The organism is Bradyrhizobium sp. USDA 4501 (assembly GCF_054062115.1).
The window spans coordinates 5,927,497-5,951,109 of the sequence record NZ_JBSSEX010000001.1 but is presented as its reverse complement, the minus strand read 5'-3'; the positions used below and the strand labels follow the sequence as shown (position 1 = coordinate 5,951,109).

Here is a 23,613-nt window from a genome sequence, read left to right as displayed (position 1 = left end):
AGCGATTGCGCCGATTGCAGCGCGATTGCTGCTAACGCATGCTGCGCCGCCAATTGGTCGGCGTTTCGCCGGTGAACCGTTTGAATGCCGCGGCGAACGCGGTCTGAGAGCCGTAGCCGAGGACCTCCGCGACCGCGACGACCGATGCGTCCGTGTCGCGCAGCATCTCCATGGCCTGCTCGAGCCGTCGCTGGCGGAGCCAGGCATGAGGCGAAAGGCCTGTGCTCTCCTTGAAGGCACGGCAAAAGTGGTAGCGCGAGAGGCCGGCCTCGGAAGCGAGTGCTCCGAGGGAAACGTCCGCATCGTTATCGGAGCGCAAGCGCTCGATGGCGCGGCGCAGGACATTTGGCGACAGGCCGCCCAGAGCTGGCCGGACCGTGATCGACGAGCCAGCATGTGCTGCCAAGAGGCGCGTTGCCAGAAGGTCCATCAATTGCTGCCTGAACAATGCTTCCAGCGTCGCGTGTCCTTCCAGAACATCCACTGCACTCATCAGCAACCGGGATGTAACGGGATCCGAGTACACTGTCCGCTCCAGAAGATCGCCGGGCGCGGCGACGTAGGCTTCGTCGGCAACACGCGAGAGTGTTGCCTGCGGAAGATAGAGCTGAAGGACATGCATCGGCCGGTGAATATCCCACCGAGAGGTCGAACCAGCCGGAATGAGCGTCACGACGCCGGGACGAGCCGTTCCGATCGCAACTGATCGTCCGGTGCGCCGCTCGAGCCGTTGTACGCCGGTCGGGTAGGTCATGATGACGTGATCGACCATCGGCTTGACGATGTCGTGTACGGGCTCGTGCTTCCAGTATGCAATCGTGCCGCTGGACGGTTCCAAAGCAACGCGAAAGGGCTTAGTCCTGAGCACGCGTGCCATCTCTTCATTGGCGGGGCGCCGCTCACCGACCGGCAGGTCACTCCTATGCGCCTGCGTCGCGCCGGGCACATTGTCCAGGGGGGCGCGCAAGATGGGCTTGCTCATGAACTTCCACTCGCATTGGGGAAGAGCGTTCGTTCCGCGCGTCTGCGGATGCATCGCTTCCCGTGTGCTGCGATCATGGCGGTGAGCGCTGTACGAGGGCATCGTGCAGCGGGTCTGGTCGCGCTGGTTCAGCGGATAGGTCGACCTATACCTCGGTATAGTTCGGGAGAGATTGTCCGCATCGCGGGCGCAATTCCTTGCAAACGCAGGCGCTCATGCGAACGTTGGCGCACTTACCGAATGAGCGCGACAACGCTGGAATCGGGACCGGCAGTCGCCGGCACCGGAAGCGTGAAGCGAAAATGCGCGCCGCCATTTGGACGATTCGCGCCCAAAATGCTGCCTCCGTGCGCCCTAACGATCGACTGGCAGATCGCGAGGCCGATGCCAATTCCTGCATCCTTGGTGCTGAAGAAGCTGTCGAAGATGCGCCCGAGGTCTCCGGTGGCGATACCCGGCCCATTGTCGAAGACGGAGAAGCCGACCGAGCCTTCTTCGGTGACCGACGTCTGGACGTCGATTCGACGTGTCGGTTGACCGGAGTGCACGATGGCCTGGACGCTGTTGACGAGCAGATTGATAATCACCTGCTGCAGCTGAATCCGGTCACCAATCACTTGGGGAAGCCCAGATGCAAACGTCGTCGACAAGGCAATTGATTTTGACTCAATGTCGTGGCGAATGAATAACAGCGCTTCTTTCGCGACGTCATTGATATCCATGAGCCGCTTCTCTGGTTCATGCTTCGCCGCCATGCCTCGTATGCGATGAATGATTTCGCTCGCGCGCCGCGCATTCGCCACGATTCGGGACGTGAGCTGGGTGACCTTTTCGATGTTTTGATCTGCGCGCGCCAGCCACCTCAAGCTTGCCTCACCATTGGTCACGATGGCCGTAAGCGGCTGATTAATCTCATGCGCGATCGAAGTTCCGAGCTCCCCAAGAGTTGCGATGCGGCCAGCATGCGCGAAATCAGCTTGCAGCTTCCGAAGTTGCCGTTCGGCGTTCAAGCGCTCACTGATGTCCTGGATGGTGATGAAGGTGTTGTCGAGTTGCTCGGGGGGCACAGGATATGTGACCGTGAACAGGACATCGATGAGCGAACCGTCGAATGCACGGATTCTGGTCTCCTCTATGAGATTGCGTCGACCTTCAAAGTGAGCCACCATGACCCGCTCGGCGAGCCCCGGGACGGCGGCAAACAGGTATCGAACCGGTTTGATTAGGTCGGCGGGATTGCGTGCCCGAAACAGTGAGACTGCATCGTGGTTGACGTCCGTCACACGAACGACGTCCTTGGCGTGCTCGATAAGATCAGGGTGTGTCGCCAGATAGGAAGCAATATCGCGAACACCCTTCGCCTTCAGATCGTCGAAGACCTCGCCCGCGCGTCGGGAATCGACCTGCCAGAGAGCCGTCGGTAGATACTGAATGAGCTTGCGATATCGATCCTCGCTCGCGTGCAACTCCCAGGACGTGCGGTCATCATCGATCGCGCCGTTGATCGTAACAAGCACGGTGCCCGACGGCTTCGGGTCCGCAGAATGCCAGGCCCTGATGATGGGGTTGCGTATCGCGCCGCTCAGGACCATTCTGCGGGTCTCGAGGCGCGAGCGGTCTGTGGCAACGTCTCCGATTAGTCCGGCCAGGATTGAGCGGCTTTCAGCCGGCCAGAACGTACCGATCGGTTGACCGATCATCTGCTCGTGCCCTGCATGTGCCCCGAACATGCGAACCGCGCGATCATTGACAGCCAGAATTCGAGTGGCGGTAAGCAGTCCGTTGACCCAGTCCGGATGCTGATCAAGGTCGATAGCGGCTCCGCCGCGCCTGTGCTTCGCGATTGCATCGAGCAGGGGCCGGGCCCGCGAGGCATCAAGCTCCCAAGCAGCGGCCAGAGATCCCTGCAACTCGGCATCCATGCGCAGGTACGCTGCTTCGGTTAGTGGTCCTGCATTTCGGCCACACTCAACGATGTCAAGGACCGCGCCGGTTGCGTCTCGTCGCACCACCTGCCGCACGGCCGCCGCAACCTCGACCCCGGTCAGGCTACGCCGAAAGACGATACCTTCCCATCGACCTTCGCGGAGCAGTATGTCGATGTGATCGACACCCGAGTGGCCGCGCGAGCCGATCTCTGCCACGTGTCGACCGACCATCGCCATGGAAGGCCAGCCGTACAGGACTTCCGATGCGGCATTCCAGTACTGGATGACACCGTGCAGGTTGCTGACGATGATGCTTTCGGACACAAGGTCGGCCAGTTCCGTGCCGGGAGCAGAGGCAACGAGATTCGGCTGGCCGCCTTGCGATATCTGTCGGGCGAGATTAGTCATCTGATGGTGGATCCCGTCGCTCGTTGCGTCGCGAGCGGCCTGCGCAGTTCATTGCGTTCTGCAGGAGATGAAAGAGCACCTCATCATTGACCGGCTTCGTCAGGCAGGCATAGGCACCGCCCCTCAGTGCGCGAGCCTCTGTCGCCGGGCTCGTGTCCGCGGTGATGAAAATGACCGGCATTGACGAGCCCAGCTCGCGCAATCGCTCCTGTAGTTCGAGCCCGCTCCGGCCGGGCATGCTCACATCCGTGATCAGGCAATCGAAGCGGCCTGGCACAAATTCAGCCATGAACGCCTCCGCCCGATCAAACGAGCGACACGCAACGTCCAGGACCAGGAGGAGATCGCAAAGAGCCTCTCGTACAGCTTGGTCGTCATCTACGATGGCAACTAGGGGCGTTTTGGACAAACAGATGACTTTCGCTGGCATGGCCCGCCGATCATCTGCCCATTGCTGATCGGGTTGTACCTATTCCTTGGTGTAGGATGGGCTACCTCCCGCGAAGTTCCGCAGGAAGTGCTTCCCAAATCCGGATCAAGTCTCCGACGGACGTTGCTTGCAGCTTTCTCGTCGCGTTGCCGCGATGCAACTTCACAGTGATCTCGCTGATGCCGAGATCAAAGGCGATCTGCTTGTTGAGGCGCCCCCTTGCTACCTCGCCCAGGACTTCACGTTCGCGCGGTGTCAGCGTTGCGAAGCGGGCGGCGTGTTGCGTTATGCGCCTGGCCGCGGCTCTTTGCGAGACATCCTTCTCGATCGCCGCCGCGACGGCATCGAGGAGTGTCTGGTCTCTGACTGGCTTCGTCAGGAAGTCGACGGCTCCCGCCTTCATTGCCTGGACGGTCATGGCTATATCGCCATGACCCGTGAGGAAAATGATCGGCCTCGTGTTGCCGTTCAATGCCAGACGCTGTTGCAGATCCAGCCCGCTTGCTCCGGGCATGCGAACATCGAGAATCAGGCAGCCGGGCCGCTCCGGAAGATCGGCACGCAACAATTCCTGCGTCGAGCCAAAGCAGCACGCGTCGATGCCGACCGATAGCAAAAGCTCCCGAAGCGCCGACCGGATCTCCTCGTCGTCGTCCACGATCAAAACAAGTGGGCGGTCTGCAGTGTTAGTATTGAGAGTCATAGGTAAGCGCGCTACGTGCGATGAAGGCTGCGAGCCCGTGGATACGGTTGCCCTAAGCATTTGCGTGGCCTCCTGATCGCTTCTGCCCCGCGGTCTTTCGCTGCTTTTTCGCAGATGCCCGTAAGGTCCATGTCATGACACGGCCGTCACGGTCACTTGGCTTCTACGGCGTGTTTCTAGGGCTCGCAGGGCCCCCGCGTCTTTCCCAAAGCCGTCATGTCTTGCCTCATTCCGTGCCAAACGAGGACCATGCGACTGCGAGTCGCGGAATCACGTGTGCTTGCGAATCGTTGCGACCTGCGCTCCGGATTTCACCCCAGTTCCTGGCGGCAGTTGATTGGGTCGACCGCATTGAAATTGCTTCCGAATCCGTTGCGACTTTCGCGACGATTTGCCCTCACGAAAAGTTGCGCGTCGCCGGGTGGCCGTGGACAGCCGCTTGCCTATTTCCGATAATGCACCGCAAAATTCGCAGGGCGATCAGCGCCTGCGGTCTAACCTTCCGGATCAACTCAAATGGCACAGGCCGGCGTCTACGGATCGAGGCTCGGACGACCCCTGCAGGCGAAGAACGCACCTTCGCTGATTGCACGTACGCTGCGCAGTTCCGAGCTGGCGGTGACCGAAACCCGAAACGACGACCCGGTGCCGAGCCTTTCCGGTTCGCTGCCCTCCGAGGACGCCTACCTCGTCAGCCTCAAATTTCGTGATTATCCGGACTGCGAGTGCTGGGAGCGGGGCCGATGCGTCATCAAGACGAATGTCCACGGCGGCGCGACCTATCTCTACGATCTGAAGCGCGATCCGCGCTACGTCATTGACAAGCCGTTTCACTCCCTCTTTTTCTATCTTCCGCGCTCGGCCCTTGACGACATTGCGAGGCAGGCCGGCGCACCGCGCATTGGCGAGCTTGCCTATGAGCCGGGTATAGGCCACGACGACGCAGTCGTCCGTAACCTCGGTGCGTCGCTCGTGGAAGCTTTGCGTCGAGCGGACGAGACCAACCAGCTTTTCGTCGACCACATGTTGCACGCACTTACTGCGCACGTCGCTCAAACCTACGGTGGCCTTCGGCGTAGCGCCAAGACGATACGCGGCGGCCTCGCTCCGTGGCAGTTAGACCGCGCTTGCGATATGCTCAATGCCGATCTCGCCGGAAAGACTCCTTTACGGCAGATCGCAGCCGAGTTCGATCTTTCGGTCGATCATTTCTCGCGGGCGTTCCGAATCTCCACTGGTCTGCCGCCGCATCGATGGCTACTTCGCCGGCGGGTGAAGACGGCCGAGCAGTTGATGACCATTCGCGATCTGCCGCTGTCCGAGGTTGCGAAATCGGCTGGGTTTGCCAATCAGAGCCACTTTACGAGGGTATTTTCAGCAATGGTCGGCGTCAGTCCGGGAGCGTGGCGCCGAGGAGTGCGAGGCGCGTCGGATAGTGAGGGGTAATCAAGGTTACGCATAAAGACGGTCTGCGACCTACACAACCGCAACGTATGCATGGCTAGGCCGACCCTCATGACGATAATCCCGGCGAGCAGCACCAATTTCTAGCCGTCCTCGCACGACAACTAAAAGGCATTTTCGACGCCCAACTCATGCAGCGAGCTTCAATAGCGCGCGCGCCTCCGGCACGGTCGCTGGACGCCGCCCGTATCGACCGCAGAGTTCGACCACACGCTTGACAAGCGCGGCGTTCGACGGTGCAAGCTTCTCACGATCCAGTCGCACATTGTCCTCAAGTCCTGTGCGGCAGTGTCCACCGAGTTCAAGAGACCACGCATTGAGCGTGATCTGGTCCTTTCCAATGCCGGCGCCGGTCCAGGTCGCATCAGGCGCCAACCGGTTAAGGGTCTCAATATAGAACTCAAACGCTGCTCGATCGACGGGCATTGCGTTCTTCACGCCCATTACGAATTGGACGTGCAGCGGTCCTTTGATCTTGCCGATCTTTTGCATAGCGATGGCCTGGAAAATCATCGATAGGTCGAACGCCTCGATCTCCGGCTTTATGTCATGAGCCAGCATCTCGGAGGCCAACCAGTCGACGAGTTCGGGAGCGTTCTCGTAAACGCGCGTGGGAAAATTGCACGACCCGGTCGACAGCGACGCCATGTCCGGCCGCAGTGACAGCATTCCGCCTCGCTCCCGGCCTGTGCCTGAGCGCCCTCCAGTCGAGAGCTGCACAATCATGCCGGGACAGTATTTCCGGAGGCCTTCCAGCAAACGCCCAAAACGTTCGGGATCCGATGTCGGCTTACCCGCATCGTCGCTCGAGTTGCTCCGGGCCTATTCCTCATCCTTCATCAATCGATTCGAACAACATGCTATAATTCTTCTCGGAGTCGCGTGCGAAATCGACCTCTGTCGCGGAATATCGAAAGCCCGTATTCGGTGCCGGCATCGTGCCGTAGGCGCGTGGTGCCCCTCGTCTGCTTCCTTCCGACCATCTCCGGCCAATTTCTCAACTTGACCTACCAGATCGCGCCAGACCTCTCCTTGTCGCGCGGATACCATTTCTAGACGGGTCGCGGGTCGATGACGCCTGGACAATCAACCTATCCCATGTGCCAGGCACACCACCGCGGTCGCCGGCGAGGTGCTGTTTCGTATCGATCCGGCGCCGTTCCAGTACAAAGTCAACCAGCTCGAGGCATCGCTTGCGCAAACACGCCAGCAGGTCAAGCAGCTGAAGGCCAGTTACGAGCGGGCGACGGCGAATGTCGACGGGCTACGGCATCGACCCCGAAGGCAGACATCGCTTCTGCACTTGAAACTAGGCCGCCGGCGATATTCGTTTCCCGAACAATACGTGGGTTTATGGTGCGCGCTCCGAGGGCATTCGTCTTTGCTGCAGCTTCAAGGAGTTGCGGATGTGGACAACGAGGCTGGGGATATCCGTGCGCAGGGGTGCCTTGCCGTCTCTTGTCAGCGACCACTCTTAAGAGACGGCGGCACTCCCGGCATAATGGGCGCGGGGTTACGTTCCAGCGGGACATGATGACCGGCAAAGCCCATGGCCCGACCTATCGCGGATGAAGCCCATTTCCGGCAAGGGACCGCTTCGGAAGTTCTCAAGCTTCGCGATCACCGCACCCAAGGTTTGAGTTAAGAAATCAATTCCCCGCCGCGGGTAAATGCTGCCGCCGTCCGCAGCGCGGCGCCGTGGAGAGCCTGCTCCCCACTACTTTCGATTATGCGGGCGTCCACGGATTTTTTCTCTACCGGTGATTGCGCAAGGCGACGCCAGCCAAGTATTCAGTCACGCGGTGGCGACAATCCACTCCGAAGAGCTGCAGCAGGCTCGGCGGGGATAGGGCGTCCCCGGCAGATGAGTTCTAGAAGCTGGTTTTGCGAACCGAGCTGACAAGCCAGGATTGCCGGCGGCGGCTTGCTCGCCCGCTCTTCGTTGAGGAGCTGCGAATGAAGCTTCCAGACCTGGATGTTTTCGTTCGTGCAGGGAAATGCACAAGCGATCCCCGCCAAGGACGTTCTTCAACCGGAGCGGCGAGTTCGCCGCCTAGCAACATGCGCTCCGCAGCCCGACCGGCCATGAACTCGATGCACTGAGTATATCGGCCCATGCCTTGGCGTCGAAAACCCGCCCGTCATCTCCGTTATTGGACTGGCCCTGTCGATCGCAACGCCGGTTTCAAGACGGTGCTTGTGTTCTTGCGTCGGCCGCCAACATCATAGCGGCTGCTGAAGCTTGCCGACTTGCAGATGGGATTGGGCTGAAATCTCGGTGCACCGCAAGTTCACCGCCTGCGGCAAGGTCGGCTGGGTTGATATCCGGATCGAGTGAGGCGAAGTGATCAATTCGCCAAGGACGTCTCTGGTAGGCCCTGCCGATTTCTCCTACTGGTACACTTCCGATGCGCGGAGGTTTACTTTGCTTCGCAATCTCTGACGATGCGGCCATCACGGGTCGATACCACGATCGGCGGGGTGGTGTAGTCGTCGCCTCAATCGCCACAATCTGCTTCAGGATGGATTATGCTGCACTTCCCTTGCACTCTCGTAATGGTTGCTGTTGGATAAGTGGGCGTCACATTGGCGTGTCGCGAAAACATTTCATTGTCTATTTGAGGAGGAAAGTATGCTTCGGATCACTGCTCTTATTTTCTTCGCCCTTACCTGGTCCGCGAATGCCCAAACAAACCGCACCGAGTTGAAACGCGCCGACCTAAGCGGCACGAATATGGAGATTGTAGTCAGCGTCGTCGACGTACAGCCCGGAAATAATCTCATTCGCCACACGCATCATGGCGAGGAAGCCGTTTACGTTCTAGAGGGCGCAACGTTGGCGCTACCCGATGGAAAAGAGGTGCCATTTCCTACGGGAGCAGCAACAATCAACATTCGCGACGTGCCCCACGGTGGTTTCAAGGTGGCAGGCGACAAAACCCTGAAGATGTTGACGGTCCATATCGTCGATAAGGGTAAACCAATGATGGAGCCTGCAAAGTAAGAGGTCCCCTCAAACCGACATCAAGAAAAAGCGGTCGCAAACGCGCACCCGCTTTTTCTGCTTGAGAAAGCTACGCCGGGGGCATTCTCGAATCCAGATGGTCGCCTCCGCGCCCATCCGCCCCTCGGCGACGCACTCAACGCCGCATCGCTATCTCGAAGTAGCTCCAGCTCGGGGGGCACGTCGCCTTCCGCCACGGAAAGGACAGCGCATGGTCATTAAGCGTCGGCACTTCAAGCAAGAGCACTCTCTGGAGGAACGCCTTACCGAAGAGGCCAAGAGTCTTCGTGAAGAAGCAAGCGTACTCCCCGCAGGTATGGAAAAAGAGCAGCTACTTAAGAGAACCCGGCAAGCTGAGACCGGCGCGCATATGAGCGAGTGACTTCAATCTTCCGGGTTATGACCCCCCATATGAACCAATCAGCGAAGCCAAGCGCCGGACGAAAGGTAGCGGCCGGGGCGTCTGTTTTGCTCGCCCTGCTACTGATGGGTTTTTTCTTTGTCGCGTTCTAAGGTAGGCCCGCAGCGAATGTCCTGACTAGGACGGCACCCAATCGCATGACCCTAGGCCGGCGAGAATCTGTTCGGCTAACCGAATAAACACGACTTCAGCTGAATGTTTATTTCGGTTCGCTAATAACGCTGGCACTCCGCGGATCACCCAGGTCAGCAAAGACCTTTTCGCGTAGTCTTTGCAAAAATGGCCCCAACGCGGTGAGGCGCGGCGCGGAGGGGCCGAGTTGCCACGATCACCTGCACGCCAAAACCAGCATCACTGGGCCGTTTATCCTAACGATCGATAATAGGAACGATCGGCTTGGCAACGAGTCGGCTCAGGTCCCCCAGCCGATCCAGGCCCCCCCGGCTGCTGGAGGAAAACCCGCATTGTTCGGGTTGGCGGCCCTCGGGTTGTGGCCGTTTCAATTCGCTGGACGCATGAAACCCTTCAATTTCACAGGTGGTGTTGCAATGGAATTTATTGGACGCCCGATGAGAGGCCGATTCCTCGTTCGGCAAGGCGGCAACGGCTGGATAGTCTACGATAGCGAATGCAAAGGACCGGCCCAGATAGAAAAGGACGGCGCGTTCGCCGAGAAGCTGACAAAAGACCAGGCTGAGATTTTAGCGAAGCTATTCACGAGTCGCGAAAAGCGGCCCCTGACGTTAGAATGGCCTCAACGCCCGCGGAGAGCGCTAAGGCCGCGGTAATAGTCCCAGTCCATCGTTTAGATTTGACGTCGTGGACTGCTGCTCGTTCCCTGAACAGAAACGGCCCCGGCGAGACGCTGAGGCCGAGTCGACGGCCCTAGCGAGGTGCAGCCGGGGCCACCGGTTTAAACTGATTGAGAATGTACCCCGGATCTTCGGGGGCAAGGAAGCGTTGGCAGGAACTAGCTTTGGGTGGCCGACGTTACTGCCGCGACGGTCAATTTTGCAAACCGCCCCGACAATAGCCTGATCTTCTTCGGACCAGCCAACGGCCGCGACCTTTTATTTTGGGATAGAAGCAATGCCGGACAATTTAACCAACCGCGTCCAGCCAGATCGCTCGAAGATCAACATGCACGAGCCATACGAGGTGAAGTATTGGACCCATGCACTTGGTGTGTCGAAGAATGACCTTCAGAAGGTCGTCGAAAAGGTCGGCAACTCCGCTGCTGCGGTCCGCAAGGAATTGGGTCTGCCCGACAAAGCTCAAGAATGACCAAACCCACCTGTCCGATTTGCTTGGGGTTGGGCTGGGTCTGCGAGAACCATCCGCACTTGCCTTGGACGGCGGAGGCACATGGCTGTCAGTGCGGCGCCGGCATGCCTTGCGAGTGCAATCGGGCGGATGGGATTGATGAGCCTGATGTGAGCAAGGTCATTGAGCAATCCGAATAAGATATTGCCGTCTGGCAATTCGTAGGGCTGCGCTGCATGGACGCTACCGACGAGCTAGGAAGGCGCCTAGCAAGAATGCAACGGCAAGGGACTGAAATGGAGCTGCCCGGGTCGCTTCACTCAAATGATGCAGCCACCGATCATGTTGTGGCAAATGTTGCAACGCGTCGTCTTCAGCCATCCGCCGGATCGCTTCTGAAGCTCGGTCTCTTCGCTGCTCGGGCGTGGCAGTAGGTGCAACTGAGCTTTCGTCAGCCATGTAAGTCTCCTCGCGCCGGTCGCCTACCAAACGGACTTGTTGCATGAGCGCTAACGTCCGGCGAATATCGACTGTTCCTAGGTTGTGCCGTTCGGGCCGATAGCTGATCGGCGGCCTCTCGGGCATCTTCGTCAAGGCCGTTGGGGGCGCGGCTTGTCCGTCGTACAATCGGGCATCGCTTGGATCGCGGGTCCATAGTGCAAGAGCGGCCAGTTCGGATAGAGCGCAGGCTGTCGGCCATAATGGCCGCCGATGTCGCCGGCTATTCACGGCTCATGCACGATGACGAAGAGGCCACGCACGCCAAGCTGAGCGAACTTCTCGCAAGAGAAGTGAGCCTGCTATTGCCAGTCACGGCGGCCGTATCGTGAAGAACACCGGAGACGGGTTCTTGGCAGAGTTTCCGAGCGCGGTCGAAGCAGCGCCATGGGGCATGCGGCGAGAAGCTGCCCTCAGGGAGGCCGTGTCGCTGATGCGCTGTCCCTGCGGCGCAACGTCGATAGCCAGCACCGGCCGAGAGCTGCACACACTGCGGGCACATCTAAAAACGACGCAATTCGACGATGAAGATGAAGAAAGAACACTTAACTCAAAGGCAAACCTCGGGTGGAAGCCTGCCGGATGAATCGGAGCGCCGAAGCAATGCAGTCACCTGCCCATTAGCGCTGGGTAACAGTCGTATACGTAGAGTCGGCGGGGATTTGTGCTTCGTAATGCTTGGCTTTTTCTATCAGTGCGTCGCGGACTGGACCTTCCGGCAGAAGCGCGGCTTGATGGCGCGCCTGTCTCGCGCATTCTGCGATTTTACTTGCCAGTTCCTCCGTCTCGCGATCCATCGTCGCCGCTCCTCCGAACTAGAAGCCACGCTAGCGCGGTGGGCTAGCGCTTTCTTGGCACGCCACCGAATGCTCGGAAATCCACTTGGTTGCGTCGTGCTCCGTAACAAAACCTTTGATGACTTCGGTTTCGCCATCGGCCCACAGAATATCGATTCTCCAGCCGGTGCCGGGGTTTTTGCAAGCCATGAAGGCTGGGCGCTGCTCGATCATTGCTTGACTATGCGCCGACTGGTGGCTGCTACAAGCCAGTGATCCTGCCACACTTCGCTTTTTTGGCCCCAATCTATTGAACCTTAACTCCCGCGCTCGCGCCGTTCTTCCTAGATCGGGAGTCAAGAAGATCGGGCAACGGTGGTAGTTGCTGGCGCTATGCAAGAAATTCACTGACTTGAAAAATTTGAAGGCTAATTTCGCACGGCTTGATGAGGTGACGCTGAACGGATGCTCGACCGTCTCGCGACGAAGGCGCATAGCAAGCGGGTTCGCATCGAGCCGCTGTTGCAAAGCGTCGAGCAGATCCTCGCACTCCCATCGCGTGATCCGTCGCGCTGACCCGGGCGTAGAGGCGCAGCGCCTTGTCGGACTCTTCGTTTGTGTAGCGATACGCCAATCGAAGTGCACGTGGCGTTGCGCGGAGCGGCGGTGAGGCGACAGCCAAATCGCAATCCTGAGACAGAAGCGCTGACCTAAATTCACCCTCGATTGAAATAAAATTTGATGGGATAAGTCCAAAAGCTGACTTGATCTTTAAGCTTTCTTGAAATCGCAACGCTCCACCAATTCGAATGGGTAAGAAGCGATGACCGATCAACAGTTGGCTCTTGATGCCGTCAGCGAAGCCCTGTGCATATTGGACGAGTATCTTCTGCCCCGCCCCCACGACAGTGAACGCATACTCGACAAGTTAGTTGAGGTTCTTGAGCGGCCCGACTTGGTCGTTGCTGTAAGTCGACTGCGGCAACGAAGTAGTCTCTAAGTGTTCCGATGAAGAGGCAATTTTCATTTATTCCTTTGGCCGCTCGCATCGCTACTTTCCTATTGATTGGAATGCCGACCGCGCAGGCGAAACAGCAATGCAGTGCGGTGATGCCCCCAAATCTGCGCGAGTATTGGTCTTGGCGCCTCATCGACGGACGAAAATGCTGGTACGAAGGCAAGCCCATGCTTTCAAAATCATTATTGGAGTGGCCCGTGCGGATTTCGACGCAGGCACGTCCCACCGAGGAGCTTGCAAGCGCGCTCATAGAGAAGCCCAGCGATCAAGAATGGACACCATCTCGCCAAAATACCTTCGATGCCTTGTGGCGCACTAGGGTTGAACAGCGGTAGGGCTTTGACCTTCAAATTAAGCGAGGCTGACTTTCTCTTCATCGCTGAGGCTGTAGGACTCGGTGACTGGTGTAATCGACGTCGGCCATGCATCGATCGATCGAACCAATACTGTAGCTTCGTCGATCTCGAGTCTTTCGCTTTCGATTGCCGTGAGAGCGCCATATTTTCCAATGAGTGCGCACAGAACGGCAGCCCCGCAGAAAGTCGCTAATTCTCCATACCGCCGATGAAACTAACCGCAGATCGTCCTTTACGCCAGTCCCGGGAAAGCCGCCCGCAGGATCATGGAGCACGCTCACGCATTCGAGCCGATCCAGGGCGGCCGGATCTAGATCGAGAAGATCAACTATCCAATGCTCTACCGGGATAAGGCGACACCGGCTGAGTATTCGGCTGACCTGAAGGAAACGATGAAGTGGCTTGAGTACCGCGAGAACGGCACCTTCGTCAGAATGGCGCAGGCTGGCAAAGACCTATTCGGCTGATCGGCAGAGACCACGCCAGTCGTGCGACAACGTGGGCGCGCCGCGCGTTCTGACGGCAAGCTACCCCTTCAGGGGTATTAAACTTTTTAAGTCTTTGTGCAGACTTAGCTTAGCCAGGATTTTGCAGATCCTTCCTGGGGCTAGAACCGACGCCGTCCGCATGCATTTTAAGCGGGCGGCGTTCGTACATTCTGAGCCGGCGTAAGCAGCAAGAAGCCCCGACGGGGGCTAGCGGCGTCAGGGCTTCTTTCCGGATGTGATCCTCCCCGGACCGCATCCTCAGCGCGCGACTGGCTGAGCGCACCGTCAGTCTACCGGGAAATCTCAGCAATTTAGACCGCTCTGCCGGATTACCTCGACTTGACACGTGTCTAAGTTCGGTAATGTCTCACCTTGAATTTTATCCCGCTTTGTCGCGTTTTCAGACGCGCGCTCCATCTGCTCGGCCGTAAGGAGGCGCACGCGAGGCTAGAGCGTTGATTCTTTGCCGCAGATGATCAACTACCAGCCGCTCCGCACCGACAGTCATGCAGCCATCATGCCCCCAAGGCACTTGGACGACCTCGAGCTGAGAACACAGGTGCCGCCAGTTCCGTCCCTCGTGTTCGGCCGCGTAAAAGGCAACGGCGACCTCGAGCGATGCCGGAAGATATCGCGCCATCGCCATCGAATAAGCATCCCACAGAGCCGGCGAAATCTTGCCCTTGGCGGTCCACACCGGTTCGCTCGTCGAATGCTTGGCGTCTCGCTATGCGGAAGCGATACTGGCGCTGGATCATGCGCGCGCTTTGCCGCCTGGGCCGGCTCGCGTTGAAGCGATGAAACATGCCGGCGCCCTTCGCGTCGCGGCAGACCGGATCACTGGCCCGAAGCTGCCCCGTCGCGGGCGTCCATCAAGTTAATCGGGCGACAAGGAGTGAGGCGCATTGCTCATCAAGCGCTTTGACAGGATGTCGCAGCGCTGGAACGTTTGAGCGATTCGTCAAATCGGTTCGGGATGGGAAAGTTTCGGCATCACGCTACTAAGCGTCGCGATAATCGCGGCGATGTATTTCTACGCCCTCAGTCTCGGATAGCCTATCCGCTCTCATATTCCAGTTCGCGCGCACCTACCTTTCTTGACTTGCAAGGCCGTGCGGCGTGCTTGCCGCTAATGCGACAGTTCCTGGACAGCAATTAGATCAGCTTCCCCGGGCCCGGATCGCGGACCCGTACCGCGTTCCTAATCCCGGCCTTGGCCGTGAACCCGAGCGCTTGAAATACATGGACTCAGATGTCTGACATATCGCAGTCGAACTAACGCGTGACCAGCGGCCCTGACCGGGCCGAGCGCACTAAGCGTTCAGCCGCGCGCGTGCCGGGTCTCCACATTTTTCTCAGGGCCTCGTGGTGCGGGAAGTAGAGGCGCGCTATATCGCTTCGCCTGAGGAGATAAGGTTTCCGCGGCGCGGGCGAGTACCTGCGCTAGGCTTGCTCGCGCGAGCGCTTCCTAGAACTCGCTTTCAAGACCCGATTTGCGGCCGACCGGTTATTCGACGATGCTCCCACACGCTTTTCGCGAATGCAGCGCACTTTGATGACGAGCACACCGCATTTCGAGGGCAATCAGATTGGTACTCGGTAATAGTCATTTACCGATCGACCGGCCGCCGGATCATTCCAATTCCATGCCGTCTCATCACGATATTTGGGCGCGCCCTGCAGTTGGCTTTCTGTCACGCCAGTGACGTACCCGCCAAGATTGGTGTCGTACTTCAACGATTGCCAAGGCAGTGGATAGTGATCATCGCCGATGCCAAGAAGGCCGCCGAAGCTCAGGACCGCGTAGGAGACCTTTCCGCTCTTTTTGTCGATCATCACCCGCTCGATACTGCCGATCTTCTGACTGTCTGCACCGTAAACTGTCGTGCCTTCAACCTTGTCGCTGCCGATCAAGTTGCCGGATTCCTTCGCTTCGAGTCCCATAACATCCTCCGTTTAAGATCTTAACGGCAAATGTCTTCGGGAGAGCAAGGTTCCTACGATACGCCCGGTGCCAGCTTTAAGGTTGGGAAAAGGATGCAACCTTCGCCGTGGAAAGGCATTGCACGGCAATGATGCCCTTGTCACGGAGCTTGAAATGGCAAATGCAATCACAGTGCGGACGGCGATCGATATCGCTTGGAGCGTTTTCTGCGCCACTCACTCCGGGATTGATACATCAGATAGGCGTCGTTGTCTGCTTGAGCGTCACCTCTATGGGAGTTGGGATCGCCGCGAAGGCGATGCCGACGCGTGCGCAAGAGCTCCTCGAGCGCATCACTATAGAGGGCACGCGCGCGGTGATCGGCACCGCAAGGCCGGAGCATTGCCAAACTCGGTTCGGATGCAATCATCTTACTGCTCCGAGCGGTGCTTCCTAGCTAAAGGACCATCGATGCACATCGCCCAACTTGCCCTCGCTGAAAGCGTGCCTCCTAAGCTTTATGGAGGCGCCCGGCTCAACGTCCGGATTGCCGAGACCTAAAGCTTCTCTTTCACGACGAAGTAGCGGCCATCGGGCGTCACGGGATGCTTTATGCCGGCCACTTCTCAAATGAAGGGTTTGCCCCCGGTCACCGCGACGGTCGTGCCCGAAGTGTAGCTGGATAGCGGGTCGGCGAGCATCACGTAGGCTGTGGCGAGTTCAGCCGGCTGGCCAGCCCGCTTCAGCGGCACTTGCTTGCCAAAGTTCTTTACGGCCTCCTCTGGCATCGTCGAGGGAATAAGCGGGGTCCAAATTGGACCCGGCGCAACGGCATTCACCCGGATGCCGTTCTCCGCCAGCATCTGGGCCAGGCCGCCCGTAAAGTTCTGGATCGCTCCCTTCGTCGTCGCGTAGGCGAGCAGTATCGGATTCGGCATGTCGGAATTTACCGATGCCGTGTTAATGATGGCGCCTCCAGGCTTCATATGCGGGACCGCGGCCTTGGCGAGGTAAAACATAGCATGGATGTTCACCTCGAAAGTCATGCGCCATTCTTCGTCGCTGATGTCGCCGATGTCGGCGAAGGTCGCCTGATGCGCGGCATTATTGACGAGAATGTCGACGCCGCCAAGTTCCTGCACGGCGCGGTCGACCACGGTGCGGCAATGGTCGGCCGAGCGAAGGTCGCCCTCGACGAGGACAGCCCTGCGCCCTTCCTTCTCAATCATCGCCGCGACTTCTTTCGCATCGTCGCTTTCGTCAAGGTAGGCGATCAGGACGTCGGCGCCCTCGCGGGCGAAGGCTATGGCGACCGCGCGCCCGATGCCGCTGTCGCCGCCAGTAATAATGGCGCACTTGCCTTGAAGCCGTCCCGAGCCCTTATAGCTTGTCTCGCCATGATCCGGGCGCGGGTCCATCTTCCCCGTCGAGCCTGGCATGGGTTGTCGCTGGCTGGGAAACGGCGGTTTGGGATATTCGGGCATGATTCTGTCCTTTACTTCGTCCGGACGGCCTTAGCACCAACGGATTTCAGCGCGTCCGCGACGCGCTTCGGATCGTCGCCATGGAAGTCGACGGATACTTCGATCGGGCCCTCAAGCTTCTCGCCCGGCTTCGGCTTTACCTTCACGTCGGCGAGCGCGGGTCGATCGCCGGATGTATTGTCGGCGCCCATCGGCTGCACCACGTCGGTTCTCTGGACTCCGCACTCCTGCACAACGTGCTCGACCGCGAGTTCTGCCGCGCGGCGAGTATCGAATTCGGCGACGAGGATGCCTTCCATGCGTGTCTCTTTCGGGCAGGCGATGGCAAACAACCAACTGCGTCCCCCGGTGTTCCTATGGGGGCTGGCGGCCTTCGATGAACTCGTTAGAGCGCTCGCTTCAAATATTCTGCTGTCCGGCTCCCGGAGGCAGCAACTTGATCCGGTCGTCCGGACGCCACGATGCGGCCTCCTTCGTTTCCAGCGCCAGGGCCGACTTCTACGATCCAGTCGCTCTCCGCTGCAACAGACATATCATGCTCGACCAGAACGACGGTGTTGAAAGCCTCGACGAGCCCTTGCAGTTGATTGCCGAGCTTTGTGACATCGGACGGATGCAGTCCCGTCGTCGGCTCGTCGAGCACATATAATGTGCCGCCACGATGGGCGCGCTGGAGCTCGGTGGCGAGTTTGACGCGTTGCGCCTCTCCTCCTGAAAGTTCGGTGGCCGACTGGCCAAGTCTAATGTAACCGAGCCCGACCTCGCGCAGAACGCCCAAAGAGCGCGAAAGAACGTCATCGTCTTTAAAGAACTCGAAAGCCGCGTCGACGGTCATCGCCAGCACATTGGCGATCGACTTGTCCCGTATCTTGATCTCGAGCGTTTTCGCGTTATAGCGAGCGCCCCGGCACGTCGGACACGGAGTATAGACGCTCGGAAGGAACAGCAGCTCTACGCATACATAGCCTTCGCCCTCGCAGGTTTCGCAACGGCCCTTGGCCACATTGAACGAAAATCTGCCCGCGTCGTAGCGCCTGGCACGCGCCTGCTTCGTCCCGGCGAACAGTTTGCGCACGTGATCGAGCAAGCCGGTGTAAGTCGCCAAATTGGACCGCGGGGTCCGGCCGATCGGCTTCTGATCGACCACAACGAGACGTTTAACGCGATCCAACCCTTCCGTAATTTCCCCACTCAGCGTACGCACGGTCTCCTGCAGCTCAGCTTCGTCCAGATCGGATTTGCGTTGCTGACCTAGGTTCTCCGCGATCGCCTCGACGAGAAACTGGCTGATGAGAGTGGATTTGCCCGAGCCGGACACGCCGGTCACACATGTAAGGACGCCGAGAGGCAGGTCGGCATCGAGACGGCTCAGGTTATTCCGCGTCACGTTCCGCAGCTTCAGCCAGCTGCTCGGCCGACGGATCTTGCGTGGTGCCCTCGCGGCATCTTCGAACAGATACCTTCGTGTTTGGGACGCCTCGACTTTGGCCAAACCGGCAAGGCGCCCGCTGTAGAGTATCCGACCGCCCTGGTCCCCGGCAGCGGGCCCAACGTCGACGATCCAGTCGGCCTCGCGGACCACATCGAGCTCGTGTTCAACGACAAAGAGCGAATTTCCCGATGCCTTCAGGCGCCCGAGTGCCCGCAAGAGCGCCTCAGTGTCTGCCGGGTGCAGGCCAGCGGAGGGCTCGTCCAGTACGTAGACGACCCCGAACAGGTTCGATCGGACCTGCGTCGCGAGCCGCAGACGCTGCAGTTCGCCCGGCGATAACGTCGGCGTGCTGCGCTCTAAGGTGAGATAACCGAGGCCTAGCTCAAGCAGAACTTCGAGACGCCCGACGAGATCCTCGACGATTCTCTGAACGACAAGCGCCTTTTCGGGATGATCGTCGGTACCGTCTTTCTTGCTTCCATCAATATACGGTTTGATAAGCTCGTCGAGCTTGGCCAACGGCAGGCGAGACATCTCGGCAATGTCCATTCCTGCGAATCTGACCGAAAGTGCTTCTGCTTTTAGCCGCTTCCCATCGCAGACCGGGCAATCATCGCTCGACAGAAACTGCGCTACACGCCGCTTCATCATGACGCTCTGCGTGGTGGCATATGTCTGAAGCACGTACCGGCAGGCGCCGGTGAAGGTGCCCATATAGCTGGGCTCCTCCTTGCGCTTCAGGGCTTTTCGCGTCTCGGCTGGCGTGTATCCCGCATACACCGGTACGGTTGGCTGCTCGTCCGTGAAGAGAATCCAGTCACGATCTTTCTTCGAAAGCTCGCGCCACGGCCTATCGACGTCATACCCCAAGGTGACGAGAATGTCCCGGAGATTCTGGCCCTGCCAAGCCGAAGGCCAGGCCGCAATGGCGCGCTCACGGATCGTCAAAGTGTCGTCGGGTACCAGACTTCGTTCGACGACCTGATGAATTCGCCCGATGCCGTGACAGTTCGGACAGGCGCCTTCCGGCGTGTTAGGCGAGAAGGACTCCGCGTAAAGCAAGGCCTGCCCGCGCAGATATGTGCCCGCCCGCGAATACAGTATGCGCAAGAGGTTGGAGAGCGTCGTGACGCTTCCCACCGACGACCTGGTTGTCGGCGATCCGCGCTGCTGCTGAAGGGCGACGGCTGGCGGCAATCCTTCGACTGCGTCGACGTCGGGCACCTGCATCTGATGGAATAGCCGACGTGCGTAAGGTGATACGGATTCGAGATAACGACGTTGAGCCTCCGCGTATAACGTCCCAAACGCTAAGGAGGACTTGCCGGATCCGGACACGCCTGTGAAGACCACGAGCTCATTGCGCGGGATGTCCAGCGAAACGTTCCGGAGGTTATGCTCCCGCGCTCCGCGGACGCGGACGAAACCGTCGGCAATCGCGGAAGTCAGTTCTTCACTTCTATCGGCTTTCTCGAACATCGAGAGGTAAAAGCCCGGCTGCATCTCGTGGTTCCCGAGGGCACCCGGTCGAGTCGCCCGGGGGCGCGTTAACGAAGGAACCATGAAGGAACACCCTTGTTGCGTCTGATACGGCAAAGTCCTTGAGACGACCGAAGAATGGCCAAGAGAGATGTGCTACGGCTGGGGCCACCTGGCGCCAATACGATTCACATCTGCGTCGACCCAAGTATCCGTCAGGCTGGCTCGATCGCCCTCATGAGGTCCCGCGCGATCTTTTGCTTCATCTGTTGGTGCACTGGTTCGCCTTCTTGTCGGACCTCCATCTAAGGATGGTCGTGCCGTGCCGAAAGCGGCCACCGGTGAAGTGATCGTAGGACACTTCGACAACGTATTTCGGCTTCACCGCCTGCCATTCGGACGACCGTCTCGTCGACCATCGGCTTGGTCCGCCTGGCGCGTTGCCAGTGAAGCTTTTGGTCGCCGCAATCATCTCGAGTCTTTCGGTCAGCGCCGGCTTGTCCTTTGCCTTGATGGCTGACGAAAAGCCGACGTGGTGCAGGAGGCCGTCTGCATCGTAAAGCCCCAGCAGCAATGAGGCGACAGCTTTGCGGCCGGCCTGCAGCTTCTCGCCGTAGCGAAAGCCTCCAATGACGCAATCAGCGCTGCGATATCGCTTGATCTTCTGCATGCCCTCGCGCTTCCCGGTCTGGTACGGAAGATCGAGCCGCTTCGCGACCACGCCGTCACTTCCGCCGCCGGCCGACTGCAGCCACCGCTCGGCATCCCCGAACTTCGTGCTGGCCGGCGATAGCCGAAATAGCGGCGCGCTCGAAAAACTGCGGCCAGCAAGCTCTTCCAACTGAAGTCGCCGTCGGGACAACGGTTGGTCGGCCAACTTTTTGTCGCCCAGCTCCAGCAGATCGAAAGCGAGAAATAGGGCCGGCGTGTCCCGGGACAGCTTCTGAACGCGGCTAGCGGCCGGATGGATGCGCTGCAGGAGGTCATTGAACGAAAATTGCCCGCCAATCTCGACGACGAGCTCGCCGTCAAGCACAAGCCTCTGCTCGCGCAAATCGCGGGCTGCGGCGACGATCTCCGGGAAGTATCGGGCGAGATCCTGGCCGGACTTCGAGCGCATGGACACCGCGTCCCGGTCCCGCGCCAGCAGGCAACGAAATCCGTCCCATTTGGGTTCATATTGCCACTCCTTTCCGACTGGAATGGCATCGACAGAACGTGCCTCCATCGCCTCCATACGGACACCACGCGGCGGCATTTCGACCTCCCGCTCGATGATTGGTCGCGGGAATACTATCGTGCGCGCCACTTTGGCGGTCAGGAGCCGCGCCAGGACGTCACCCGTAACTTTCAAATGCGCTTCGACGAGCGCGCGGGGAAGCCATTGGTTAAGCGAGATGTCGACATACCGGTTCGACCTGACATCTCCAGAAACCGCAGCGGGCGGTCTCCCGTGTTGTCGATGTAGTGCCCATCGCGAACGCGGCGTGTGGGCGAGCCAGTCGGTTAGTAGGAAAGTGTTTTCTTCCGAGAACGCACCATCGTCGAAGACGAGCAGAAACTCGCACCCTTCACGTCGCTGTTGAGTCCTTGGATCGAGTGCGGGATTCCCGCCGGAAAATAGAAACATCGTCCGCGAATGTTCGAGCCGGCCTCGTCGACCGCGGTGATCCGCGCCTTGCCTCGAAGCATGTACGACCATTCGGCTTGTTTGTGCCAATGCAGTTCAGACGCCCCCTGCCTCCAGTCTCATGTTGACTCCTGACACGTCCTTTGCGATCGGCAGTTCTCGGATCGTCGTCTCGCGGGTCCACCCGCTCTTTTCGATCCTGACGTGACTGTCAGCGAACGACCATTTCAGATTGGGCATCGAGCCGTGATCGGTTTCCGGCGGGCGGATGGTGAAGGGCTCCTGAACTTCCCGCGCAGGCTTGCGAGAGCCCGAGATGTGGGCCCCTTTGCCGTCTCGTTTAGGCTCCGGCGGATCTTTAGCCATGACCATTCTTGATCGATCGTTGTCGGTCCTTCCAGAACGGCCTCGGGTCCCCTTCGTTGCTAGAGCACCGCGTACGGCCACAGCGTTCGCAGTAGGAACGGTTCCGCCGCCGGTCCATTGCCCAGATTGAAGGAGCAGGGAATGGCGGATCAGGTGCGGCGCGGAGCGATGAAGCGCAATCCAGCACAGACGTTTCGGAAGGCGTGAGACCGCCCGCACGGTGCGGCAAAGGAAAGAAGGGCAGCCGCCGGGCCAGGTGCTCGCATTTCTGCGTGATGTGGTGCGAGAGGCTCCGCTGCCCTCGGTGCTCGTCGCCTTCATGCTGGGCTGCCTGATCGCGCGTCGTTAGCCGGGAATATCGCGATCAATCGCAAGATCATCGAACAGGGGCGAAGAACCTCCGGCAAGCATCGCCGCCAGAAGTTCCGCCGCGAGGAAGCTGAAGGTAATGCCGTTGCCGCCATAGCCAAAGGCGGCGAAGATATTCTTGGAGCCGGGCACCCTGCCGATCAACGGCAAGCCGTCATGGGTGGTATCGAAGGCGCCCGACCAGCCGAACGCCACATCTTCCGATGCATGCGGCCAAAGCGCCTTCAGATAATCTTTGAGCGCCCTCACCTTGGCAGGCGTGGCGTCATCACGAGCGTCAGGCTCGATGAGCGTACGGTCATCTTCGCCACCAAGGATGATGCGGCCATCAGCGGTGGTCCGCGCATAGTGATAGTTCCGGCTCGCTTCCCAGATGAGCGCCTGTTCGGGCCACAGATGGCCTGGCTGCCGCCGGCTCGCGATGACCCAGCTGGAAGCTGGTTGCTGCGCCGTGGGCCGCACAATATCCGGCATCACATAGCCGGTCGCGAGCACAACCTGGCGCGCCTCGATCGAAAGTCCGTTCTCAAGGCCGACGGTGACTCTCTGGGCCGTGCTGTCGTAGGCAACCGCGTTGGCCTTGAGAAGGCGGGCACCGCGTTGCAGGGAGATATCAAGCAGGCCATGTGTGAGCAGCACAGGATCGGCATCAGCCGCGTCCCTTGACAAAAGGGCGCCCGCCCGCGCGATGCCGAAGCGCTTCAGCAGCGCGGCGTGATCGAGATAGAGGGAAGGCAGATCGGCGCGGCTCCTCAGCGCATATTCATCCTGAACAAGGTTCGGACTGTCATCGACGACGAGATAGAGCGAGAGACGCCGTCGCATCTGGCAGGCAATTCCATGCTGCCTAACCAGGGACGGCAGGCCTTGCGCGGCATGGTGGCTGGCCCGATAGCAGCGAACGGCCTTCTCGAAACCATAGAGCTGCGCGAGTTCGAACAGCGGCCGGTCGATTTCCCAGAGCAGCATGGCGGTGCTGGCCACCGTGCTGCCGAGACTGGGAAGCTCGCGATCGATGACGACCACCTGGCGGCCTTGCCGTGTCAGGCGCTCGGCCATCAGCGCACCGGTGATGCCGGCGCCGATGATCAACACCTCGCACCGAAAGCTGTCAACGATCGGCTCAATTGGCAGCGGCCGTAGGACGGCCCACGGTGTGCGCGGGCTACGCAGATCGCCCTGCTCGATGT

Annotated in this window: 20 protein-coding genes and 2 pseudogenes; 7 read left to right on the top strand and 15 right to left on the bottom strand. The window is 59.4% G+C overall.

Going from position 1 to position 23,613, the window contains the following annotated elements:
- Positions 1-31 precede the first annotated feature (31 nt).
- The 4 genes from ACVWZM_RS27440 to ACVWZM_RS27425 all read right to left on the bottom strand — a co-directional run bounded on the left by ACVWZM_RS27440 (position 32) and on the right by ACVWZM_RS27425 (position 4,451).
- Positions 32-982, bottom strand: coding sequence for a helix-turn-helix domain-containing protein (locus ACVWZM_RS27440; protein WP_076826971.1), 951 nt, complete (start codon positions 980-982; stop codon positions 32-34).
- A 233-nt stretch (positions 983-1,215) separates the two neighbouring features.
- Positions 1,216-3,318: an ATP-binding protein gene (locus tag ACVWZM_RS27435; protein ID WP_456814899.1), complete on the bottom strand. Its 2,103-nt coding sequence runs from the start codon at positions 3,316-3,318 to the stop codon at positions 1,216-1,218.
- Positions 3,311-3,748, bottom strand: a complete 438-nt coding sequence (locus tag ACVWZM_RS27430) for a response regulator transcription factor (protein ID WP_141340811.1) — start codon at positions 3,746-3,748, stop codon at positions 3,311-3,313. The genes ACVWZM_RS27435 and ACVWZM_RS27430 overlap by 8 nt, the downstream gene beginning before the upstream one ends.
- A 61-nt stretch (positions 3,749-3,809) precedes the next feature.
- Positions 3,810-4,451 carry a response regulator transcription factor gene (locus ACVWZM_RS27425; protein ID WP_141340810.1) on the bottom strand — a complete coding sequence of 214 codons (642 nt, stop codon included), beginning with the start codon at positions 4,449-4,451 and terminating at the stop codon, positions 3,810-3,812.
- 516 nt (positions 4,452-4,967) lie between these two features.
- On the opposite strand from ACVWZM_RS27425, the gene ACVWZM_RS27420 reads away from it, so the two are divergent.
- Positions 4,968-5,897, top strand: coding sequence for a helix-turn-helix domain-containing protein (locus tag ACVWZM_RS27420; protein ID WP_141340809.1), 930 nt, complete (start codon positions 4,968-4,970; stop codon positions 5,895-5,897).
- 147 nt (positions 5,898-6,044) lie between these two features.
- Here the strand turns inward: ACVWZM_RS27420 and ACVWZM_RS27415 are convergent.
- Positions 6,045-6,707: pseudogene (locus tag ACVWZM_RS27415) on the bottom strand (3-keto-5-aminohexanoate cleavage protein); the annotation flags it as partial.
- A 1,840-nt stretch (positions 6,708-8,547) separates the two neighbouring features.
- Between ACVWZM_RS27415 and ACVWZM_RS27410 the strand changes: the two are divergent.
- The 4 genes and pseudogenes from ACVWZM_RS27410 to ACVWZM_RS27395 all read left to right on the top strand — a co-directional run.
- Positions 8,548-8,919: a cupin domain-containing protein gene (locus ACVWZM_RS27410; protein ID WP_016844188.1), complete on the top strand. Its 372-nt coding sequence runs from the start codon at positions 8,548-8,550 to the stop codon at positions 8,917-8,919.
- 211 nt (positions 8,920-9,130) lie between these two features.
- Positions 9,131-9,301: a hypothetical protein gene (locus ACVWZM_RS27405; protein WP_168855288.1), complete on the top strand. Its 171-nt coding sequence runs from the start codon at positions 9,131-9,133 to the stop codon at positions 9,299-9,301.
- A 1,128-nt stretch (positions 9,302-10,429) separates the two neighbouring features.
- Positions 10,430-10,624, top strand: a complete 195-nt coding sequence (locus ACVWZM_RS27400) for a DUF3606 domain-containing protein (RefSeq protein WP_016844186.1) — start codon at positions 10,430-10,432, stop codon at positions 10,622-10,624.
- Between the two features lie 632 nt (positions 10,625-11,256).
- Positions 11,257-11,522: pseudogene (locus ACVWZM_RS27395) on the top strand (adenylate/guanylate cyclase domain-containing protein); the annotation flags it as partial.
- Between the two features lie 199 nt (positions 11,523-11,721).
- Here ACVWZM_RS27395 and ACVWZM_RS27390 read toward each other — a convergent pair.
- Positions 11,722-11,898: a hypothetical protein gene (locus tag ACVWZM_RS27390; RefSeq protein WP_168855287.1), complete on the bottom strand. Its 177-nt coding sequence runs from the start codon at positions 11,896-11,898 to the stop codon at positions 11,722-11,724.
- Positions 11,899-11,928: 30 nt separating this feature from the next.
- Positions 11,929-12,405, bottom strand: a complete 477-nt coding sequence (locus ACVWZM_RS27385; protein ID WP_456855338.1) for a hypothetical protein — start codon at positions 12,403-12,405, stop codon at positions 11,929-11,931.
- A gap of 480 nt (positions 12,406-12,885) precedes the next feature.
- On the opposite strand from ACVWZM_RS27385, the gene ACVWZM_RS27380 reads away from it, so the two are divergent.
- Together ACVWZM_RS27380 and ACVWZM_RS27375 are read left to right on the top strand one after the other, a co-directional pair.
- The gene (locus tag ACVWZM_RS27380; protein ID WP_456855337.1) at positions 12,886-13,230 is read left to right on the top strand and encodes a hypothetical protein; all 345 of its coding nucleotides are present in this window, start codon (positions 12,886-12,888) and stop codon (positions 13,228-13,230) included.
- Positions 13,231-13,586: 356 nt separating this feature from the next.
- Positions 13,587-13,718 carry a hypothetical protein gene (locus ACVWZM_RS27375; RefSeq protein ID WP_456855336.1) on the top strand — a complete coding sequence of 44 codons (132 nt, stop codon included), beginning with the start codon at positions 13,587-13,589 and terminating at the stop codon, positions 13,716-13,718.
- 1,605 nt (positions 13,719-15,323) lie between these two features.
- On the opposite strand, the gene ACVWZM_RS27370 is transcribed toward ACVWZM_RS27375, so the two are convergent.
- From ACVWZM_RS27370 to ACVWZM_RS27335, 8 genes are all read right to left on the bottom strand, one after another.
- Positions 15,324-15,683 (bottom strand): PRC-barrel domain-containing protein, encoded by a 360-nt coding sequence (locus ACVWZM_RS27370; RefSeq protein ID WP_225649539.1) that lies wholly within the window; start codon positions 15,681-15,683, stop codon positions 15,324-15,326.
- A gap of 606 nt (positions 15,684-16,289) precedes the next feature.
- Complete coding sequence (locus tag ACVWZM_RS27365) at positions 16,290-17,147, bottom strand: glucose 1-dehydrogenase (protein ID WP_253589145.1); 858 nt, start codon at positions 17,145-17,147, stop codon at positions 16,290-16,292.
- Positions 17,148-17,158: 11 nt separating this feature from the next.
- Positions 17,159-17,479, bottom strand: a complete 321-nt coding sequence (locus ACVWZM_RS27360) for a hypothetical protein (RefSeq protein WP_229158068.1) — start codon at positions 17,477-17,479, stop codon at positions 17,159-17,161.
- 53 nt (positions 17,480-17,532) lie between these two features.
- On the bottom strand, positions 17,533-20,058 hold the full coding sequence (locus tag ACVWZM_RS27355) for an excinuclease ABC subunit A (protein ID WP_456856783.1): 2,526 nt from the start codon (positions 20,056-20,058) through the stop codon (positions 17,533-17,535).
- Between the two features lie 262 nt (positions 20,059-20,320).
- Positions 20,321-21,286 carry an ATP-dependent DNA ligase gene (locus ACVWZM_RS27350; protein ID WP_456856782.1) on the bottom strand — a complete coding sequence of 322 codons (966 nt, stop codon included), beginning with the start codon at positions 21,284-21,286 and terminating at the stop codon, positions 20,321-20,323.
- A 278-nt stretch (positions 21,287-21,564) separates the two neighbouring features.
- Positions 21,565-21,750, bottom strand: a complete 186-nt coding sequence (locus tag ACVWZM_RS27345; protein ID WP_375162578.1) for a cupin domain-containing protein — start codon at positions 21,748-21,750, stop codon at positions 21,565-21,567.
- A gap of 34 nt (positions 21,751-21,784) precedes the next feature.
- Positions 21,785-22,054: a cupin domain-containing protein gene (locus ACVWZM_RS27340; protein ID WP_253625470.1), complete on the bottom strand. Its 270-nt coding sequence runs from the start codon at positions 22,052-22,054 to the stop codon at positions 21,785-21,787.
- A gap of 345 nt (positions 22,055-22,399) precedes the next feature.
- Positions 22,400-23,518, bottom strand: coding sequence for an NAD(P)/FAD-dependent oxidoreductase (locus ACVWZM_RS27335; protein ID WP_076829431.1), 1,119 nt, complete (start codon positions 23,516-23,518; stop codon positions 22,400-22,402).
- Between the last annotated feature and the right edge of the window lie 95 nt (positions 23,519-23,613).

What these genes read in the sequence shown, in the direction of transcription:
- ACVWZM_RS27345 (WP_375162578.1), bottom strand. Translation starts at nt 21,750, where the DNA reads ATGCTTCGAGGCAAGGCGCGGATCACCGCGGTCGACGAGGCCGGCTCG.
- ACVWZM_RS27375 (WP_456855336.1), top strand. Translation starts at nt 13,587, where the DNA reads ATGCTCTACCGGGATAAGGCGACACCGGCTGAGTATTCGGCTGACCTG.
- ACVWZM_RS27350 (WP_456856782.1), bottom strand. Translation starts at nt 21,286, where the DNA reads ATGGAGGCACGTTCTGTCGATGCCATTCCAGTCGGAAAGGAGTGGCAA.
- ACVWZM_RS27355 (WP_456856783.1), bottom strand. Translation starts at nt 20,058, where the DNA reads ATGTTCGAGAAAGCCGATAGAAGTGAAGAACTGACTTCCGCGATTGCC.
- ACVWZM_RS27435 (WP_456814899.1), bottom strand. Translation starts at nt 3,318, where the DNA reads ATGACTAATCTCGCCCGACAGATATCGCAAGGCGGCCAGCCGAATCTC.
- ACVWZM_RS27400 (WP_016844186.1), top strand. Translation starts at nt 10,430, where the DNA reads ATGCCGGACAATTTAACCAACCGCGTCCAGCCAGATCGCTCGAAGATC.
- ACVWZM_RS27365 (WP_253589145.1), bottom strand. Translation starts at nt 17,147, where the DNA reads ATGCCCGAATATCCCAAACCGCCGTTTCCCAGCCAGCGACAACCCATG.
- ACVWZM_RS27430 (WP_141340811.1), bottom strand. Translation starts at nt 3,748, where the DNA reads ATGCCAGCGAAAGTCATCTGTTTGTCCAAAACGCCCCTAGTTGCCATC.
- ACVWZM_RS27380 (WP_456855337.1), top strand. Translation starts at nt 12,886, where the DNA reads ATGAAGAGGCAATTTTCATTTATTCCTTTGGCCGCTCGCATCGCTACT.
- ACVWZM_RS27370 (WP_225649539.1), bottom strand. Translation starts at nt 15,683, where the DNA reads ATGGGACTCGAAGCGAAGGAATCCGGCAACTTGATCGGCAGCGACAAG.
- ACVWZM_RS27340 (WP_253625470.1), bottom strand. Translation starts at nt 22,054, where the DNA reads ATGGCTAAAGATCCGCCGGAGCCTAAACGAGACGGCAAAGGGGCCCAC.
- ACVWZM_RS27440 (WP_076826971.1), bottom strand. Translation starts at nt 982, where the DNA reads ATGAGCAAGCCCATCTTGCGCGCCCCCCTGGACAATGTGCCCGGCGCG.
- ACVWZM_RS27410 (WP_016844188.1), top strand. Translation starts at nt 8,548, where the DNA reads ATGCTTCGGATCACTGCTCTTATTTTCTTCGCCCTTACCTGGTCCGCG.
- ACVWZM_RS27390 (WP_168855287.1), bottom strand. Translation starts at nt 11,898, where the DNA reads ATGGATCGCGAGACGGAGGAACTGGCAAGTAAAATCGCAGAATGCGCG.
- ACVWZM_RS27405 (WP_168855288.1), top strand. Translation starts at nt 9,131, where the DNA reads ATGGTCATTAAGCGTCGGCACTTCAAGCAAGAGCACTCTCTGGAGGAA.
- ACVWZM_RS27420 (WP_141340809.1), top strand. Translation starts at nt 4,968, where the DNA reads ATGGCACAGGCCGGCGTCTACGGATCGAGGCTCGGACGACCCCTGCAG.
- ACVWZM_RS27425 (WP_141340810.1), bottom strand. Translation starts at nt 4,451, where the DNA reads ATGACTCTCAATACTAACACTGCAGACCGCCCACTTGTTTTGATCGTG.